We start from the raw sequence: 17,353 nt of genomic DNA, 5'->3' as shown, positions 1-17,353 counted from the left end.
GTTTATTGCAAGCTGAAACAGCATGTGGAAACGCCATGCTTTTTAACCAATCTTTCTTTACCTAACTTGCAGTCGATAAGAGGGATAAATTCTTGCTGAGAAAAATCGCGCGGAATATAATTGGCATCCAGACGGTCATTAGCGAGATATTTGAACTCCATTAAAATATGGGCCGCTTCTTCCGAACAGAAAACGGAACTAAGTTTCTCTTCTTTATTTTCTCTAAAAACAGCTAAAACCAAGTCTTCCAGATCCTTTTCATAGGGGGTCCCCAATCGTTTATACACAAACTGCTGAATGGCATGGGCATCATTGCGACTGGAATCGCTAAATCTGAATTTGCGTGTAGCAATCTGTCCGGGATACCTGCTTACCACATCTTTCCACTTATGGATCTGCACTTGGGGAGGAATCTTCTTCAATAGTTGCGAAAGTGAGCCGTTGGATTCATAGCAATACCGTTGCTTGTTTTCGTCAATCAGGACTACGGCAACATGTGACCACTTACTAGCTGTTCCTAACTTAATACCATAAGCAAAGGGATCTGTACCAGAAAAGAGGCCTATTCCCCACAATTTTAAGCCTTTTCCCTCAATCATCTCTTTCTGTTTTTGTACAAATTCAGCTTGTGCTTTGCTGGGTTCGGCGAGATTTTCTATCTGAAATCTGACATGCTTATTAATGATATCCTTTTCCCGCAGCACATCAAATGCCCATAAGTTATTTATCAGCAGAATAGTAACCAATGCTATGATTTTCATGAGTATTCTCCTCTTGTTACAAGAGAATAATAAAGGTTTTATTATTAAATTAATGTGAATCTGTAATGTATATTTTTAAATAAAAACTTTAAGGCCTATTGTTATTGAAGCTGTCTGGCTTAGCATTAAGCTTTAATTTTTTTATATACTCTTACAGATAGAACATGGCTTGATTTATTTGCCAGCCATCCCTATACTGTAAGATGCAAGTAATTGCATAAACTAAAATAGAAAGGGGTTGATTTTAGTGGAAGTTACAGTCCGTGATAATAACGTGGATCAAGCTTTGCGGGTTCTTAAAAAGAAGCTGCAACGTGAAGGTATTTATCGTGAGATGAAGATGCGCCGTCACAATGAAAAGCCATCCATCAAAAGAGCACGCGAAAAGGCTGAAGCTGTCCGTCGTTTCCGCAAATTAATGCGTAAGCGCCTGGAACGCGAAGGCTATTAATTCTTAAGCTTTCAGTAGAATTAACAAACAGGGAACCGTAAAGGTACCCTGTTTAATTTTAATCTTCATAATAATAGTAAGGGCGTGCAGGACGATTGTCGTAATAACGGTAATCCTGACGCGGTGGTGCATAATAGGCAGGCGCATAATAGTCCGCATTGCGGGGCACTGCCTGCTGCTGATCACTTTGATCCATAGACCTCCCAATCTCTGAGCCAGCAAGCGCTCCAACAACGCCTCCAACTCCTGCGCCTACAAGACGGCCAGAGCCCTTACCAAACTGAGATCCTAGTAAAGCTCCTGTCGCTCCGCCTAAAAGTGTTCCAGCTTGTTGCTTGTTGAAACCTCCGCCCTGATTAGTAGCACATCCTGAAAGCAGGACAATTGCTAGAAGCGAAGTTGTTGCAATTTTTGACATATATTCCTCCCTACAGCAGTCATAAGAGAAAATAGGCCAAAAAAGTTAAATAACAATTAGCGCTCACTTAAAAAAAGAAAAGACGTTACCTTGCAAGGAACCAGGAGGGGAAGAATCTAAAAGCAAGACAATAAAAGATCCTTGGGGTGATATACCTTCCTACCGCTTTTAAACCTTAAAGAAGTAGGCTGGGAGATAATGTGAAGGGAATCTTATTTTAGAGAAATGAACAAATGGATGAGTTAAAGGCCTAAAGGAGAGTCGGAAAGAAATGAAACACTCTAACAGCATATCCTTCCCCCCCTATGAAGCCGCTCATGATCTAACTGACATCCCTTTACTGCTGAGGACAGTTCACTGGTTTTATAGCAACTTCTTCCACTCTACCTGTACCATTAATTTGCTCTATAGCTTGCTCAGCCTGAATCAACACATCTTTAACAGTATTATTCTCTATGCTTTTAATCAGATTTAGCGCTTCTGGAACGCTATAAACACGTTTTCCATGATGGAACGCTATGTATTTAAACCGAGCTTCTATTAAATCCGTCTGTGCTTTGTTTAATTTGTTAATAAGTTCACTATAAACAACAATAGAAAATTCACTGCAACTTTTAAGGTAAGCGTTTAATTCTAGGTTAGCCCCCATAACGGCTAAGGAAGCCTGGTCGGTAGTATGAATATAGTCTAACCCTTCCTCTGTAATTGTAGCCAGTGGGCTTTCTAGATGTTTTACTGTTTGAGGTGTTTTGGAGGAATTGTCAGGATTTTTAGTATCTTCGAGGTCGGAAGCCGCCACAAAGCTTGACCCCACAGTTAATGCTGCCACCCCCAGTTTAATTTTCAATAAAAGTTCCATAAACCTATTATTCCTTTCCATTAAATATTCTAGTGTAGACGCGTCGATTTTCACTGAAGCAGAGAAGGCGGGTCAATGGAGAAAGCTTTCTAATTTTTTGCTAGAATTAACAGTTTGCGAGGGTATTAAAAGCTTAGAATAGAAACCTCACCTTACTCTAAGGGAACAGAATTCGAAGAATAGGGCCATTAATCATCTCCCAATAAGAGACATAACGAACCTTTGACTTTACGAATGAGGAAGTTTTTTTAGAAGTGGCTGCTTTCATTTGGTAAAAAGCAGCCATACTCTTTCTGATTTTATTCCTAAGATAATTCTGAGGGGCGCTAACCTTTTGATGATTCTGCTTCAACACGAATTATTACCGGAGCAACTTTAGATTCAATTATATTCCGATAAATCCTTTTAATTTCAGCTACTTCGCAAATCTTACGGTTAGTCTTATGCGCTAATAACAGTGTTCTTTTATACTCAATTCCTAAAACTTGCATTTTCGCTTGGTGCTGAACATTTACCAGTTCACAGTAAGTACCAAACGAAAAAGGATTTGTCTTGGAGTAGGCCGCTAAATCTGCAGAGGCATTGAAAAGAGCTTGTTTAGCTTCATCAGCATGTTGGGCAAGTTTTAATACTTCCTCCTGATCTGCTTTTGAAAGAGGAGGGGGGCATAGTTGTTTGCGGCAAGCCTCTGTCTGTTCCAGGCCTCCTATCATCTTGCTCATAACCTTGGCTAGGAATACTCACTACCCCATCCATGACCAGGCAGATAATACAGCGTCTTAATTTTACGTCCATAAATAATACCATAACATCACCCTCTTTTATAAGTGTTATAAATTACTCAAAATCATTCTCAGTTTAAGAAATCTTGAGTACGGGAAAACTGCGCAATTTTTAGCAATAAATAAAAGGCACACTTTTAAATTTGTACATTTCTTTAATGCCCTAAAAACTATCACGGATTAATAGTTAAGATGGTTATGATTTAAATTAGGAAATGAGTTACATAATTCATTTAAATGTTTATTGTAGCACGATGAAGAACAGAAAACTTAAGTGTTGATTTTATTAAGCCAGTCACTGGGTGACATAGCAAGAAGATCCTCAATCGTTTTCCCAATTCTTGCTAAAACATTACTGAGCCATTCTTCGTCGTCTTTATGAAAATTGCCCAAGACATAACCACTAACAGCATCTTTAAAGCCAGGATGGCCAATGCCCATGCGGATACGCCAATAATCTTGCCCCATACATTGATCAATACTCTTAAGACCGTTATGCCCACCGGCACCGCCACCGCGTTTAATTTTTAATCGGCCCGGCTGCAGATCAAGATCATCATGAAATACATAGATGTTAGCAAGGGGAATTTTGTAAAACTTAGCTGTTTCAGCAACCGATCGACCAGACAAATTCATGTAGGTTTGTGGTTTTAGAAGGATAACTTTTGATCCCGCGATCCGACCTTCACTGAGAAGCCCTGAAAACTTTGATTTGAAATTAGGAAATTGCTGCATATCAGCAATAATATCGATCGCCATAAAACCGATATTGTGTCTGTTTAGAGAATACTGAGCCCCAGGATTCCCTAAACCAACAAGTAGATAAGTTGCAGAGTCCACAGCTATATTTATTCTGCGGAACCTTCATCAGATTTTGTGCCAGCAGGGGCAACAATAGATACAAGCGTATTATCGCGCTCTGGATGAGCGGCAACAACACCAGCTGGAAGCTGAATATCGGTTAAATGAACGGCTTGACCTGCATCAATTTTAGCCAGATCAACAACTATTTCAGAGGGAATTGAGTCTGCTGGACAAATAACTTCTAATGTATGGTGAACGATATTAACCATACCGCCTTTTTTAACCCCAGGGGCTTTATCGTCATTAATGACGTGCACTGGAATGTTAACATGGATTTTTGAATCCTTTGAAACTCGCATAAAATCAATATGGAGGGGAGCATCACTAACTGGGTGAAGCTGAACATCCTTTACGAGAACGTGTTCTGTGTTACCGTTGACAGAAAGGGCGAATAAACGGCTAAAAAAACCAGGCTTATACAATTCTTTCGCAATTGAACGTGGATCAATTGAAATAAACTTATTTTCTTTATTGTGCCCATAAACAACACCCGGCACCAGGCCGTCGCGTCGAGTAGCACGTGCTCCGCCGGTTCCGAGGGCTTCGCGTGGTTGAGCTTCGATAGTTACAACAGAACTCATTGACATAGTCTCCATTATGGAATAAACAATAACCTTGCCCGATTTATACTATCTTTTAACATTAATTGCAATTGATAATATTCGGGACAAAGCGAATCTTTGATACTTTTAGATCAAGATACACTAATCCGAACCTAAGCTGCAAATATTTTTTAGGTTTAATAGAGATTTACACAAAGATTATATAAAACCTTTGGTATTGCCTAGGTGATATGTCATACTTAAAGAGATAATTTTATATGAAGGTGGCTATGGTTCTGTGGACGTCTAGAGAGATAGAGGAAATTTATAATTGTCGGCTGACACCGGGGCTTGAAATTACAGGAATTTCAATAGATTCGCGAACACTACAGCCTGGTGATCTATTTTTTGCTTTGCAAACGAATCAAGACGACGGGCATAAATATGTTCAGGATGCCGCCGCAAAAGGGGCGGCTGCAGTGGTGGTAAGCCAGCAAATTCCTGGCTGCTCGTGCCCTCAGATTATTACTGATTGCACTTTCAAAGCATTACAAGAACTGGGAAGATATGGCCGTTTACGGTCTAAAGCCAAGATTATTGCGATTACAGGAAGTGTGGGTAAGACTACTACAAAAGAAGTCCTGCGTCATACATTAGCTGCTTTCGGTGAAGTTTCTGCCTCAGTTGCCAGCTATAATAATCATTGGGGAGTTCCTTTAAGCCTGGCTCGCTTACCACGCCAAGCTAAATTTGGCATCTTTGAAATTGGCATGAATAATCCCGGTGAGATTACCCCTCTTTCTGAAATGGTTAAGCCACATCTGGCGATTGTAACAGCGATCGCCCCTGCACATATTGGTCAAATGGGATCATTGGAAAATATTGCTAAAGAAAAAGCCTGTATTTTTGATGGGTTATCTGCAGAAGGGGTGGCCATTCTCCCCGCAGATACTGAATTTATGCCTTATCTCAAAACTAAAGCGTGCCAATCTTATCCGGATCAGATCGTGACAGTGGGGGAGGCCGCAACAGCCGATATCCGTCTCATAGATTATCATACCGACGAATTTACTGCCACCATTACCTTTGCAATTGGCGGCCGAGAAAAGCAGTTTTTCCACTATCCATTGATTGGTCGCCATTTGGCTCATGCAGCCTTGATTGCAATCGCTACAGCCAAAGCGTTAAAATTGGATATTAAGAAAGTCCTAAAGCAGTTAGCGACTGTTCCTGCCATTCAAGGGCGCGGCAAGATCTACTCAGTAAACCTAAAAGGTCAGCCTATTAAACTGGTAGATGATTCATATAATGCAAATTTGCATTCCACTCTTGCAGCCATAAATACTTTAAATAGCCTTATCCCTCAAGGAGATGGCAGAAAAGTTGCAATTCTAGGAGAAATGTTAGAGTTGGGGAGCTATGCTATCGACCACCATCAACAAGTTGCCAAGGCTTGCGTTGATAAGAATATAGATAAAGTATATTTTTGTGGCGGCATGGCAATGAAGCAAGCATTTGACTCATTACCAGAGGCCCATAAAGGTAATTTTGTTGCGACTGCACACGAATTAATTGAGCCTATTATAAATGAGCTAAGAGCGAATGATATCGTTTTAGTCAAAGGTTCAAAGGGTAGTAAAGTAAGCCTAGTCGCAGAAGCATTAATAGCAGCTAACAAACATGAGGGGTAAATTATGCTTTTCCATTTACTACCTGGATTATCCACTCAGGTAGGATTTTTTAATGTTTTTAAATACTTAACCTTTCGAACAGGCGGGGCCATTTTAACTGCCCTCATCATCAGCTTTATTTTTGGATCCCCTTTCATTAGATGGCTAAAGTCCGTGCAAAAGAACGGACAGCCCATACGGGAAGATGGGCCTGAAACTCATCTGTTAACCAAGAAGGGAACGCCGACAATGGGAGGGGTACTCATCTTAATATCGATTACCCTGACAACTCTACTCTGGGGAAATCTTACCAATCTATATTTATGGGTAGTTTTATCAATTACCTTAGGATTTGGCTTAATCGGAGCCTATGATGATTATTTAAAATTAACCAAGCAAAGCTCCAAAGGATTATCAGGAAAAAATAAATTGTTGCTCCAAGGTCTGATGACATTGGCTGCCACATATTTAATTATTAACCAAAGTAAACCTGAATTTGCCACCAGCTTGGCTTTCCCTTTCTTTAAAGATTACCTTCTTGATTTAGGGCTGTTTTTCTATGTTTTCAGTTTCTTTGTAATTGTTGGCGCCTCTAATGCTGTTAATCTTACCGATGGACTGGATGGTTTAGCTATTGTCCCAGTGGTTCTAGTATGCTCATGCTTTGCTTTAATTTCCTATTTAGTAGGAAACTCTGTCTTTGCTAACTACCTGCAAATTCATCATGTTCCAGACGTGGGAGAACTTTCCATTTTCTGTGGTTCAGTAATTGGTGCAGGTTTAGGATTTCTCTGGTACAATGCTCCTCCAGCAAAAGTCTTTATGGGGGACACAGGTTCTCTTGCGGCAGGTGGAGCTTTGGGGACTATTTCGGTCATAACGAAACATGAAATTGTTCTCGCGATTATCGGTGGATTATTTGTTATAGAAGCTATATCAGTGATCCTACAGGTTGGCTATTACAAGCTTACCAAACGCCGTATATTTTTAATGGCTCCCATCCATCATCATTTTGAAAAAAAGGGATGGGCTGAGGCGACAATTGTGATCCGATTCTGGATTATTGCCACAATATTAGCTTTAATTGGGCTATCCACTTTAAAATTAAGATAATTTATTTTGGTAACTAACTCTTAACCTATTTTATCTAAGCTAAGATATGGAAAAAAATATGTTAAGAGGCTACCATGGTTGTAAAAATACTTCTACACGCCACCCTTTCAAGCATTCTTACGTTTGCAGTTGAGGAGAGCAGTTCGCTTCCGTCAGGAACCGGAGAAGGTAATGCTACCAATGTGACCGGCGAGTTTCTTTTTGGTCCGGACATAAAGCACGACGTGGTGGTGGCAAGGAGCGGAGAGAGTGTAAGCGCCCATTCAGGTGTTAACTTGGCCGAGAGTGGGTTAGGTAGCGGTGATAATGGCGCTAGTGCGGCAGAAGATAATGCCGAATTGTACGATAAGAAAAGGGTACCAAAGCTTATCAAATCAAAAGAGCAGAACGTTAATCCCTACCATTGGTGGACTCATGCGAATGCGCGTCAATCTCTTCATTTTATGTCAAGTTTTAATCCTTCTTAATTTATGCAATTAATTCGTGTACACTCTAGAAAACTAATTCAGGAAGAGTGTTCACGTGTTGCCTCAGAAAATCAATGATCCTTTTGCTCTCGATAATTTGAATCCTCCGCAACGTCGGGCCATTGAAACTACTGAAGGGCCTGTCCTTGTCCTGGCGGGCGCTGGAACGGGTAAAACCCGAGTCTTAACTACCCGATTAGCGCATATAATTGAGCAAGGGCTAGCGCATCCTAATCAAATCTTAGCTGTTACTTTTACCAACAAAGCAGCAGCAGAAATGCGAGAACGTGTGGCGGCCTTAGTTCAGCGCCCAACTGAAGGATTCTGGCTAGGAACATTCCATTCTTTAGCTGTGCGTATCCTGCGCCGTCATGCAGAAGCAGTAGGGCTAACCAGCGATTTTACAATTTTGGATACTGATGATCAGCAACGCTTGCTTAAGCAAATCTTGCAAGCTCAGGGAATTGATGACAAGAAAAACCCGCCTAAAATGGTAGCCGCTTTGATTAGTAAGTGGAAAGATAGAGGTCTTGTTCCAAATAAAGTTAGTTATTCTGAAGGTCGCAGTAGCAAGTTCTTGCTATCTGTATACCAGGAATATCAAGAGCGTCTACGCATTTTGAATGCTGTCGATTTCGGCGACCTCCTTCTTCATAATTTAACCATCTTCCATTCTCATCCCGATATCCTAGCCAATTACCAGCAGCAGTTTCGCTATATTCTGGTGGACGAGTATCAGGATACCAATATTTCACAATACTTATGGTTGCGGTTACTCGCTATGGGGCATGGAAATATTTGTTGTGTGGGAGATGACGATCAGTCAATTTACGCCTGGCGAGGAGCTGAGGTTGGCAACATTTTACGCTTTGAAGAGGATTTTCCCGGGGCGACCGTCATTCGTCTCGAACAAAATTATCGCTCTACTCCCCACATTTTAGGAGCTGCTTCAGGCTTAATTAGTAACAATTCTGGCCGTTTTGATAAAACACTGTGGACAGATATTGATCAAGGCGAAAGGGTGATAGTGCGCGGCACCTATGACAGCTTGCAAGAAGCTTATTTTATCGGTGATGAAATTGAAGATCGCCAGCGCCGAGGCCAAGCTCTTTCTCAGATGGCAATTCTGGTGCGCGCCGGTTATCAGACGCGTGAATTTGAAGACCGACTATTAGTTATGGGTATCCCTTACCGCGTTATTGGAGGCCAAAAATTCTATGAACGTATGGAAATCCGCGATGCCCTAGCTTACTTGCGGCTAATTGTCCAGCCAAATGATGGTCTTGCTTTTGAACGGATCATTAACACGCCACGCCGTGGCGTCGGGGCGAGCACCTTACAATTAATTCATCGCGAGTCCCGAGCCGCAGGGCTGCCCTTGTTGCAGACAACCAGAGGCTTGCTAGACGAAGAAATGATTAAAGGCACAGCTCGCAACGCGCTGCGTGATTTCTTAAAGCAGATTGATATCTGGCGCGATCGGCTCGCCGATCTTGATCCTGGAGAATTTACTCAAATGATTCTCGATGAATCCGGGTATACACAGATGTGGCGCTTGGATAAATCAGCAGACTCACCTGGACGTCTTGAAAACTTAAAAGAGTTGATTAATGCCATCAAAGAATTTGACACTATACAAGCATTCCTAGAACACGTAAGCTTAGTCATGGATACGACCTCTAGCCTTAATAGTGATATGGTTAATCTGATGACACTTCATGCCGCCAAAGGACTAGAATTTGAAACTGTTTTCCTGCCCGGCTGGGAGGAATCCATCTTTCCTAACACCCGTGCCATGGATGACAATGGTCTTGAAGGCTTAGAAGAAGAACGGCGCCTTGCTTATGTAGGCATAACGCGCGCCCGCCGCGAAGCAATTATTACTTATGCTCACAATAGAAAAACCTTCCAGGGATGGCAATATTCTACACCTTCGCGTTTCATCGCTGAGCTTCCTAAAGACCACGTCCGCATCATTCAAGCAAGTGGCGCTGAAGCTTTACATGGAACAAAGACGCTATCCGGCAATCGGCCACCTCATAGTTCCTATTCCAAAGCTGGCATCTTTGATGCTGAATTTTCTGTCGAACCGACCCATACCTTTAAAAAGGGAGGGCGCGTTTTCCATTTAAAGTTTGGTTATGGAATTGTCCAAGATATTGATATGGACAATATCAGAGTTAATTTTGAAACCGCTGGTGTTAAAACTGTTGTTGCTGATTATTTGGAGCATGCCTGATGACCCATCGTCTTTTTATTATAAAACTGCACTACATTGTTCCGATTGAACAAGTAGACTTATTTATTATTCCACACCGCGAACATTTAGATGCCTATTACCAATCTGGCCATTTTCTAGCTTCAGGTCCCCAGATTCCTCGAACAGGAGGTATTATTATAGCCAAAGCTAAAGACAGAGCTGAAATAGAGCAGATTATGAATCGCGATCCTTTTAGCATTGAAAAAATCGCAAAATATGAAATCATAGAATTTGAGGCTATCAAGTCCTCAAAGATTTTAGAGCAGTTTTGGGATCAATAAGAAGAGAGGAGATAACATGGCAATTTCAATCGGAGATAAGATACCAAATGTCCAGCTGAAGGCGCTAATTAATGGTGACGTCAAAGAGATTTCTACTCAAGAGCTATTGAAGGATGGTAAAACTGTAATCTTTGCTGTACCAGGCGCCTTTACCGCAACCTGTTCAAATGATCACTTACCTGGCTATGTTAAGCAACTGGATGCCATAAAATCCAAAGGAGTTAACCAGGTTATTTGTTTAGCAGTTAATGATATCGCCGTGTTAAAAGCCTGGGCTGAAAGTAACAATGCCACAGCTATCACCTTTCTAGCGGATGGCAATGCCGAACTAACTAAGTTAATGGGCCTGGATATTGATTTATCAGCCGTTGGCATGGGCGTTAGATCTAAACGCTATACCATGATGATTGAAAGGGGAAGTGTCGCTAAATTGCAAATTGAAGACTCGCCTGGGGTTTGCCAAGTCTCAAGTGCTCAAAGTTTACTGCAATTGTTATAAGGTATCTTTCTAATTCTAGGCCAGTAAAACTTATATAACTTATATTTTTTGCGCGCCTAGCAAGGAAAATTTCTCTGCATGGATACTCTTCAGGAATCTAAAAATAATTTCTTAACCAAGCGGCAATACCTTCAATCAGCTCCCCATCCATTAATGCTGGAGCACAAAGTATATAGAAAACTCATCCGAACATACATCTTCCCGCTCACACACTTCCTTAGACCTGCTGCGGCTTAGAAATCTTTCTTTAAGCGCTTATCTAACACGAACCAATCCGACAATAATTTCCCAGATAAACCATAAATCTTTTTGCTTGATCTTATAAATCTCGACACTTTTTTAAGATCATAGTTTAAGGAAAATATATCCACTGCATCTCATAATCCCTATAATTTGATCCGATAAGCCAACTGTGCTGTGATGCTCATACCGAAAGGAAATAATAGCTGGCGAAAGACATTATGAGTTTTTTTAAGGATTATAAACATATCTATACGACTTAAATATTGATTTATTCGGTTAAGCATGTGACTTCTTGTACTGGCCTTTGGGTATGCTTTGTAAAGGTGACAGATTTTTTAAATTATCGCTATTTTATTAAGACAGATGAGTTGTATGACCGTCAAAGGATACTGCCTTCATATGCTACCGATTAAGAAAGCCAAGAGGGTTACCCTCCCAAAAGATTTAATATTGCTTCTTTAGCCATTCAACAATTGTTCTAATTTGTTCTTCATCCATTAATGCTGGAGCATGGGCCACATCAGCAAACTCCACCGAACTCACATGTTCCCGTTCGCACATTTTCTCAAGTGTCTCGCGGCTTAGCACTTCAGAATCTGCGCCTCGGATAACTAAGATAGGGGCAGTAATAGTGTCCCAAATATACCATAAATCTGCTTCTTTGACCTCAAAACTATCAACAATTTTAGGATCATAACTTAAACAAAATTCACCTGTCGCATTTTCATGAAAACCATAATCGGTCAAATGATCCAACTGCTCTGCGGTGATTTTCCCGAACGGTAATAACAGTTGACGCAGGAAATTACGAGCCGTTGCCCGCGTTTTAAAGGTAGGCATAAGGCTTAAATATTGTTTTATTCGAGTAAGAGGAGGAGCAGGGATAAAGGGCCCCACATCATTGATGACAAGATTACGGATGGGTGATTTATCAAAACTAGCAAGCGCCATACCAATAATGCCACCCATGGAGGTGCCAATCCAATCCACGTGAGGAACATCCAACCGAGCAATAAGCTGAATAAGCTGCTGCATATGGTTCTGGATATTATAATCACCTGTGTTTGGCAGCCAGTCACTTATCCCACGGCCCGGTAAATCAGGACAAACCACTCGATAGCCCGCCCCCACTAAAGACTTAGCTAAGTAATCAAAGTCTCGCCCGTTACGCGAAAAACCGTGCACACACAGCGCAACTTTCTCGGATGTCTTATTTCCCCACTCAGCATAATGAATTTCATGGAAACCTGTACTTGCAAGACATTGCATTTTTTTCAGGTGGGGCAATAGACTACTCATAATAAATCCGCTTTTTTAGTAACAATTTATCAATAGAAACCATATTATAATTCTATGACATTAAACACATTTTGACTACTTAAGATGAATATTAACGAAATCCTAACAGCATCAAAAAAGATGCAGGGTATTCTCTATCGAACCCCCACGATTCCCGTACCCTGGTTAAGCGAAAAGATTAACGGCAAAGTATATTTTAAACTCGAAAACTTACAACATACCTCCTCATTTAAGCCGCGCGGTGCATTAATTAAAATGCTAAAGCTGACAGACCAGCAAAAAGCAAAAGGCGTGGTAGCCATGTCTGCTGGTAACCATGCCCAAGGGGTTGCTTTCCATGCGCAACGCATGAATATTCCAGCAATTATTGTCATGCCTGAAACCACTCCCGCTGCAAAAATTGAACGCACCAGAAAGTATGGAGCCACTGTTATTTTATCAGGACAAAATTTAGCAGAATCGGAAATAGCGGCGCGAGATCTGGTTAAACAGGGTCTAACTTTAATCCATCCTTATGATGACGAAGATATTATTACCGGGCAGGGGACAGTGGCATTGGAAATGTTAGAAGATGCTCCTGACATTGACACCCTGATTATTCCCGTGGGCGGAGGCGGACTGGCGGCAGGATGCTCGTTGACGGCAAAGGCTTTAAAGCCGCAAATTAAGATCTACGGTGTTCAATCAACGGCCTGCCCGGCGATGATTCAAGCCCTTTACCCTGAACGCTGGTTTATGCCGCCTGAGACCAATAGTTTACCTATGGCTGAAGGTATTGCCGTCAAAAACCCTGGCCGGCTGACAGCTGATATATTGAAGACCCATTTAAATGACATCCTAGCAGTGAATGACACAGAAATAGAAGATGCAATTGACGCCCTTGCCATGTCCGGAAAAATTGTGGCAGAAGGGGCCGGGGCTGCCGGCGTTGCAGCCTTAATGAAAAACGTTGAACACTTTTATGGAAAAAGCATCGGAATTATTATTTGTGGTGGCAATATTGATTCCCGGGTCTTGTCCTCTTTAATGATGCATAGTTTAGTGCGACAGGAAAAGCTCATCCGCTTAAAGATAAAAATTCCAGACACTTCAGGAACTTTAGCAAAGGTTACGGGCATCATTGGTCGTCTAGGCGGCAATATCTTTGAATTAATCCACCAGCGTCACTTTACCAGTTACTCTTCAAAGATGACAGTTTTGGAAGTTACAATTGAAACACGCGGACAAGAGCATTCACAACAAATAATGCAAGAACTTATTAATGCAGGCTATATCACGTCATTGTATCATTAATGCGAGCAAGGGATAAGAGTAGCTTTAGCCGCGGTTGCCTTGAGGCTCGTAAGTAAAAAACAGCGCTAGAGAAACTTGCTTTATTCCTAAGCAACAGTGAGGTGATCAGGGTTTTTTTTATAAAGTTCTGTTTTATGCTTGCCCTTTTAACTTAAATAAGATAAAAAATTGATAAGGTATTTTTTGTGCGAATTAATTTGAGGTCAATTTACTATGGCAGTTCCAAAGAAAAAAACATCCCAATCACGCCGCAACATGCGTCGTTCTCACCACGCTCTTACACCAGTTAATACGAATGAGTGCTCGAACTGCGGTTCCCGTAAGCTTCCTCATCATATTTGCCCATCTTGTGGTCATTATAATGGACGTCAAGTCATCAGCCAGGCAGCAACCGAAGAGAACGAATCCGCAGAATAAGTTCTTGTCTTCGGGAGTGATTTATGACCATTAAACTTTCCCTTGACGTTATGGGGGGCGACAAAGCCCCCTTAATAGTATTAGAGGGTGCTGAAAACGTCCTGTCTTTTTCTGAGGACATTAACTTTCTTCTATTTGGTGATCAAGATATCATCACAGATAAGCTAAAGCATTTTCCTCTGTTATCAAAGAAATCAGAAATTATTCATTGCTCAGAAGTCGTCACCAACGATACTAAGCCTGTGGCTGCAATCCGTGGTCTAAAAGATTCGAGCATGCGCAAAGCTATAGAGTCTGTTAGCAAGGGGCAGGCAAATGCTGTTGTATCGGCAGGTAATACTGGCGCCTATATGGCTTTAGCCAAGATAATGCTGAAAACATTAGAAGGCATTGACCGGCCTGCCATAGCAGCACCACTCCCCACTATTAATGGCATCTGTATTGGTCTAGATATGGGTGCTAATCTTGAATGTACAACCGAAAACTTAGTGCAGTTTGCAGTCATGGGCGAAGTGATGGCACGCCGAGTCTTAGGAATAAAAAACCCGAGAGTTAGCCTATTAAACGTCGGAACGGAAGAAGTTAAAGGACATGCCGTGGTGCAACAGGCCTCCTTAATTTTAAAAGAAATCCCGACAATGAATTACATCGGCTTCATTGAAGGGGATGACGTTAACCATGGGGTAGCAGATGTCATTGTAACCGATGGTTTTACAGGGAACATTGCTCTAAAAACCTTAGAAGGCGCAGCACATTTTATTTTTGATACAATTAGAGAAACTTTAAGCTCGACGATTTTAGGAAAGCTAAGTTATCTTGTAGGTCGTCCAGCTTTTAACTCTATTAAATCGAAGCTTGATCCGCGCAAATATAACGGAGCAGCATTTCTAGGACTGCGAGGCATTGCTATTAAAAGCCATGGGGGGGCGGATGCTGCTGCTTTCGCGAATGCCATAAAAGTCGCCTTTAACTTATCAAAAGATTCAGAAACTCTGGATCTTGGTCAAGAAATCGAAACAAAAATTAAAGAAATATAGGATATCTCATGCTATCCCATTCCCACATTATTAGCACTGGGGGCTATCTTCCTCAGCAGATAATTACCAATGCCCAATTAGCGGAGAAAATGGCTACGACTGATGAGTGGATTACCACTCGCGTGGGAATAAAGGAGCGCCGTTTTGCTGCCCCAGGAGAGATGGCATCCGATTTAGGCGCGGCCGCCTGTAAAGATGCTCTTCACAATGCAAATATGAAGGCATCCGAGGTTGACCTTATTGTCGTCGCCACAACAACGGCCGATCATACCTTTCCTTCAACTGCAACTATCATTCAAAGCAAGATTGGTGCTCATAAAGCTTTCGCTTTTGATGTTCAAGCTGTTTGCAGTGGATTTCTGTATGCTCTTTCTGTTGCTGATAGTATGATTAAAAGTGGTCAAGTAAAAACGGCACTTGTCGTGGGCACCGAAACGATGTCACGCATTGTTGACCCAGAGGATCGCAGTACAGCTGTTATCTTTGCAGATGGGGCAGGGGCCATACTTTTAAAAGCCTCAACAGATGCCAACGAGCGAAGCATTCTATCGACCCACTTATTCTCAGATGGTACCTTAAAGGACTTACTTTATGCAAAGGGTGGCCCTGGTCATGGAGAGTTTGGTTACATGTATATGGCAGGCAAAGAGATATTTAAGCTGGCAGTGGAGAAACTGGGAACAGCTATTAATGAGGCCTTAAAGCACAATAATTTGTCGAAAGAGGATATAGATTGGTTTATCCCTCACCAAGCTAACTATCGGATTATAAATGCTCTTGCAGAGCATTTCGCTTTACCCTCTGAAAAAGTCGTCGTAACTATTGACACCCACGGCAATACCTCAGCAGCCTCTATCCCCTTAGCCTTAGATGTTGCTGTTAAAGATGGCAGAGTTAAAAAAGGGGATCTTATCGTCTTTGAAGCTATGGGTGGGGGACTAACTTGGGGATCAGCTTTAGTCCGCTGGTAAGGTTAAGCGATACTCATTAAAATGGCCGCCAGCTTACCTCCCCAATCTTTGCCGGCTGCTCCCTGGGCACAGTAAATACTTATCACAAATAATAAGCCTCTGGGTGCTCGGAAGTTAATTATTTTAATAGGAATCAACAGCAGGGTTTTTAATTGGCATGAATGTAAGGTATAGTTCCTGTAAGTAATTATCTTATTATTTATGGAGAAATCTCCTCACCCTTATCCCATTTCAATAATGTAAACAGCAATTACTTTACCTGCAAGGTAAGACGATTACCTTCCACTGTAAACCCTTTCAATTTCTTCAAAAAGTTCATCCCTAACAGAGAATGCCCCTTAAGATTCTTGCTAACTGACGCCGAGATACCCATCAGAGTTAGGTCACCCACTTTAATGTCTGTAAGCTGGGTAGTGGCAACGAAATCCATGCCACTGGCGGTATGAATAGGCTCATTATATGAAAGATTCTCCACATCCACCCCGAGACGTTTAGCATCAGCAAGCGTTAGGGTTGTTCTCGTTGCCCCGGTATCGACCATAAATAGAACTGGCGTGTGATTTATTTCTGCCTCAATATAAAAGTGTCCATCTACAGCTTTAGTAAAGCTGATATGGGCATTTCCTGTTTGAACAGCTGCATAGGGAAAAAGATTACTTTTTATTCGATCACTTACTCCATGCAGGTCTTCTCGAAAACTGTATCCGATTAAGAAAACTATAAAAATGCTCCCCCAAATTGTTGCATATTTAGCTGCTTGAGAAGCACCCATTTGTGAAGCGAGAGAAGGAATGAGGGCACCTAAGATCACGACACACCATATAATGTCTGCAATAGAATCTGATGAGGTAAGGGCATGAGGGAATTGCCAATTAAGCCATCCGATGAAAAGGATTCCAATTATCCCCAGAACTATCATTAAGTTGCGCCTGTTTGTCATATCGATGTTAACTCCTTTTATCCTTGCTGTTCTTATCTGTCACTCTCTAGAAGGGAAGTATCCTTGATCTCTTAAGGCCTTCGAACAGGCCATCTCCCTCAACTTTTTAAAAAAGTGACGGGTAGGAGTTGCAAATTATTCGCTTCTTCAGAACAGTCCTCCCTTGAGCATCTGCTCCCTCTACCT

At 41.6% G+C, this 17,353-nt stretch carries 18 protein-coding genes and 1 pseudogene; 11 read left to right on the top strand and 8 right to left on the bottom strand.

Annotated elements, in window-relative coordinates; translation table 11 throughout:
• Positions 1-2 precede the first annotated feature (2 nt).
• On the bottom strand, positions 3-761 hold the full coding sequence (locus HMO_RS0101375; protein ID WP_010297709.1) for a hypothetical protein: 759 nt from the start codon (positions 759-761) through the stop codon (positions 3-5).
• Between the two features lie 247 nt (positions 762-1,008).
• Between HMO_RS0101375 and rpsU the strand changes: the two genes are divergently transcribed.
• On the top strand, positions 1,009-1,212 hold the full coding sequence (rpsU, locus tag HMO_RS0101370; RefSeq protein WP_010297706.1) for a 30S ribosomal protein S21: 204 nt from the start codon (positions 1,009-1,011) through the stop codon (positions 1,210-1,212).
• A gap of 175 nt (positions 1,213-1,387) precedes the next feature.
• Here the strand turns inward: rpsU and HMO_RS13385 are convergent.
• The 5 genes and pseudogenes from HMO_RS13385 to HMO_RS0101340 form a co-directional block, all read right to left on the bottom strand.
• A pseudogene (locus tag HMO_RS13385) lies at positions 1,388-1,630 on the bottom strand (glycine zipper 2TM domain-containing protein); the annotation flags it as partial.
• Positions 1,631-1,967: 337 nt separating this feature from the next.
• On the bottom strand, positions 1,968-2,489 hold the full coding sequence (locus HMO_RS0101360) for a hypothetical protein (protein WP_010297700.1): 522 nt from the start codon (positions 2,487-2,489) through the stop codon (positions 1,968-1,970).
• A gap of 326 nt (positions 2,490-2,815) precedes the next feature.
• On the bottom strand, positions 2,816-3,211 hold the full coding sequence (locus tag HMO_RS0101350) for a hypothetical protein (RefSeq protein ID WP_139016795.1): 396 nt from the start codon (positions 3,209-3,211) through the stop codon (positions 2,816-2,818).
• 330 nt (positions 3,212-3,541) lie between these two features.
• Positions 3,542-4,111, bottom strand: coding sequence for an aminoacyl-tRNA hydrolase (gene pth / locus HMO_RS0101345; RefSeq protein WP_010297693.1), 570 nt, complete (start codon positions 4,109-4,111; stop codon positions 3,542-3,544).
• 8 nt (positions 4,112-4,119) lie between these two features.
• Positions 4,120-4,716 (bottom strand): 50S ribosomal protein L25/general stress protein Ctc, encoded by a 597-nt coding sequence (locus HMO_RS0101340; protein WP_010297691.1) that lies wholly within the window; start codon positions 4,714-4,716, stop codon positions 4,120-4,122.
• A 239-nt stretch (positions 4,717-4,955) separates the two neighbouring features.
• Here HMO_RS0101340 and HMO_RS0101335 point away from each other — a divergent pair, with 239 nt between their 5' ends.
• The 6 genes from HMO_RS0101335 to HMO_RS0101310 all read left to right on the top strand — a co-directional run bounded on the left by HMO_RS0101335 (position 4,956) and on the right by HMO_RS0101310 (position 10,967).
• The gene (locus HMO_RS0101335; RefSeq protein WP_010297688.1) at positions 4,956-6,368 is read left to right on the top strand and encodes a UDP-N-acetylmuramoyl-tripeptide--D-alanyl-D-alanine ligase; all 1,413 of its coding nucleotides are present in this window, start codon (positions 4,956-4,958) and stop codon (positions 6,366-6,368) included.
• 3 nt (positions 6,369-6,371) lie between these two features.
• The gene (mraY, locus tag HMO_RS0101330) at positions 6,372-7,460 is read left to right on the top strand and encodes a phospho-N-acetylmuramoyl-pentapeptide-transferase (protein WP_010297686.1); all 1,089 of its coding nucleotides are present in this window, start codon (positions 6,372-6,374) and stop codon (positions 7,458-7,460) included.
• 74 nt (positions 7,461-7,534) lie between these two features.
• Positions 7,535-7,927, top strand: a complete 393-nt coding sequence (locus HMO_RS0101325) for a hypothetical protein (protein WP_010297684.1) — start codon at positions 7,535-7,537, stop codon at positions 7,925-7,927.
• 55 nt (positions 7,928-7,982) lie between these two features.
• On the top strand, positions 7,983-10,166 hold the full coding sequence (locus HMO_RS0101320) for an ATP-dependent helicase (RefSeq protein ID WP_010297682.1): 2,184 nt from the start codon (positions 7,983-7,985) through the stop codon (positions 10,164-10,166).
• Positions 10,166-10,468, top strand: a complete 303-nt coding sequence (locus HMO_RS0101315) for a YciI family protein (RefSeq protein ID WP_010297680.1) — start codon at positions 10,166-10,168, stop codon at positions 10,466-10,468. Before HMO_RS0101320 ends, HMO_RS0101315 begins: the two co-directional genes overlap by 1 nt.
• A gap of 16 nt (positions 10,469-10,484) precedes the next feature.
• Positions 10,485-10,967, top strand: a complete 483-nt coding sequence (locus HMO_RS0101310; RefSeq protein ID WP_010297675.1) for a peroxiredoxin — start codon at positions 10,485-10,487, stop codon at positions 10,965-10,967.
• 687 nt (positions 10,968-11,654) lie between these two features.
• Here the strand turns inward: HMO_RS0101310 and HMO_RS0101300 are convergent.
• On the bottom strand, positions 11,655-12,509 hold the full coding sequence (locus HMO_RS0101300; RefSeq protein ID WP_010297672.1) for an alpha/beta fold hydrolase: 855 nt from the start codon (positions 12,507-12,509) through the stop codon (positions 11,655-11,657).
• A gap of 84 nt (positions 12,510-12,593) precedes the next feature.
• Between HMO_RS0101300 and HMO_RS0101295 the strand changes: the two genes are divergently transcribed.
• The 4 genes from HMO_RS0101295 (at position 12,594) to HMO_RS0101285 (ending at position 16,227) form a co-directional block, all read left to right on the top strand.
• Positions 12,594-13,802, top strand: a complete 1,209-nt coding sequence (locus tag HMO_RS0101295) for a threonine ammonia-lyase (protein WP_010297670.1) — start codon at positions 12,594-12,596, stop codon at positions 13,800-13,802.
• 213 nt (positions 13,803-14,015) lie between these two features.
• Entirely contained in the window at positions 14,016-14,219 is a 204-nt protein-coding gene (rpmF, locus tag HMO_RS16010) for a 50S ribosomal protein L32 (protein WP_010297665.1), read from the top strand.
• A gap of 23 nt (positions 14,220-14,242) precedes the next feature.
• Entirely contained in the window at positions 14,243-15,256 is a 1,014-nt protein-coding gene (gene plsX / locus HMO_RS0101290) for a phosphate acyltransferase PlsX (RefSeq protein WP_010297662.1), read from the top strand.
• An 8-nt stretch (positions 15,257-15,264) separates the two neighbouring features.
• Entirely contained in the window at positions 15,265-16,227 is a 963-nt protein-coding gene (locus HMO_RS0101285) for a beta-ketoacyl-ACP synthase III (RefSeq protein ID WP_010297659.1), read from the top strand.
• Positions 16,228-16,477: 250 nt separating this feature from the next.
• On the opposite strand, the gene HMO_RS0101280 is transcribed toward HMO_RS0101285, so the two are convergent.
• Positions 16,478-17,167: a retropepsin-like aspartic protease family protein gene (locus HMO_RS0101280; protein WP_010297656.1), complete on the bottom strand. Its 690-nt coding sequence runs from the start codon at positions 17,165-17,167 to the stop codon at positions 16,478-16,480.
• Between the last annotated feature and the right edge of the window lie 186 nt (positions 17,168-17,353).

Source organism: Candidatus Odyssella thessalonicensis L13, from assembly GCF_000190415.1.
GTDB lineage: Bacteria > Pseudomonadota > Alphaproteobacteria > Paracaedibacterales > Paracaedibacteraceae > Paracaedibacter > Paracaedibacter thessalonicensis.
The sequence above is the reverse complement of the archived record's forward strand: the minus strand, read 5'-3'. Positions and strand labels throughout refer to the sequence as shown.

What these genes read in the sequence shown, in the direction of transcription:
- HMO_RS0101300 (WP_010297672.1), bottom strand. Translation starts at nt 12,509, where the DNA reads ATGAGTAGTCTATTGCCCCACCTGAAAAAAATGCAATGTCTTGCAAGT.
- HMO_RS0101335 (WP_010297688.1), top strand. Translation starts at nt 4,956, where the DNA reads ATGAAGGTGGCTATGGTTCTGTGGACGTCTAGAGAGATAGAGGAAATT.
- HMO_RS0101280 (WP_010297656.1), bottom strand. Translation starts at nt 17,167, where the DNA reads ATGACAAACAGGCGCAACTTAATGATAGTTCTGGGGATAATTGGAATC.
- plsX (WP_010297662.1), top strand. Translation starts at nt 14,243, where the DNA reads ATGACCATTAAACTTTCCCTTGACGTTATGGGGGGCGACAAAGCCCCC.
- HMO_RS0101375 (WP_010297709.1), bottom strand. Translation starts at nt 761, where the DNA reads ATGAAAATCATAGCATTGGTTACTATTCTGCTGATAAATAACTTATGG.
- HMO_RS0101310 (WP_010297675.1), top strand. Translation starts at nt 10,485, where the DNA reads ATGGCAATTTCAATCGGAGATAAGATACCAAATGTCCAGCTGAAGGCG.
- HMO_RS0101350 (WP_139016795.1), bottom strand. Translation starts at nt 3,211, where the DNA reads ATGAGCAAGATGATAGGAGGCCTGGAACAGACAGAGGCTTGCCGCAAA.
- HMO_RS0101315 (WP_010297680.1), top strand. Translation starts at nt 10,166, where the DNA reads ATGACCCATCGTCTTTTTATTATAAAACTGCACTACATTGTTCCGATT.
- HMO_RS0101340 (WP_010297691.1), bottom strand. Translation starts at nt 4,716, where the DNA reads ATGAGTTCTGTTGTAACTATCGAAGCTCAACCACGCGAAGCCCTCGGA.
- HMO_RS0101285 (WP_010297659.1), top strand. Translation starts at nt 15,265, where the DNA reads ATGCTATCCCATTCCCACATTATTAGCACTGGGGGCTATCTTCCTCAG.
- HMO_RS0101325 (WP_010297684.1), top strand. Translation starts at nt 7,535, where the DNA reads ATGGTTGTAAAAATACTTCTACACGCCACCCTTTCAAGCATTCTTACG.
- mraY (WP_010297686.1), top strand. Translation starts at nt 6,372, where the DNA reads ATGCTTTTCCATTTACTACCTGGATTATCCACTCAGGTAGGATTTTTT.
- HMO_RS0101295 (WP_010297670.1), top strand. Translation starts at nt 12,594, where the DNA reads ATGAATATTAACGAAATCCTAACAGCATCAAAAAAGATGCAGGGTATT.
- rpmF (WP_010297665.1), top strand. Translation starts at nt 14,016, where the DNA reads ATGGCAGTTCCAAAGAAAAAAACATCCCAATCACGCCGCAACATGCGT.
- HMO_RS0101360 (WP_010297700.1), bottom strand. Translation starts at nt 2,489, where the DNA reads ATGGAACTTTTATTGAAAATTAAACTGGGGGTGGCAGCATTAACTGTG.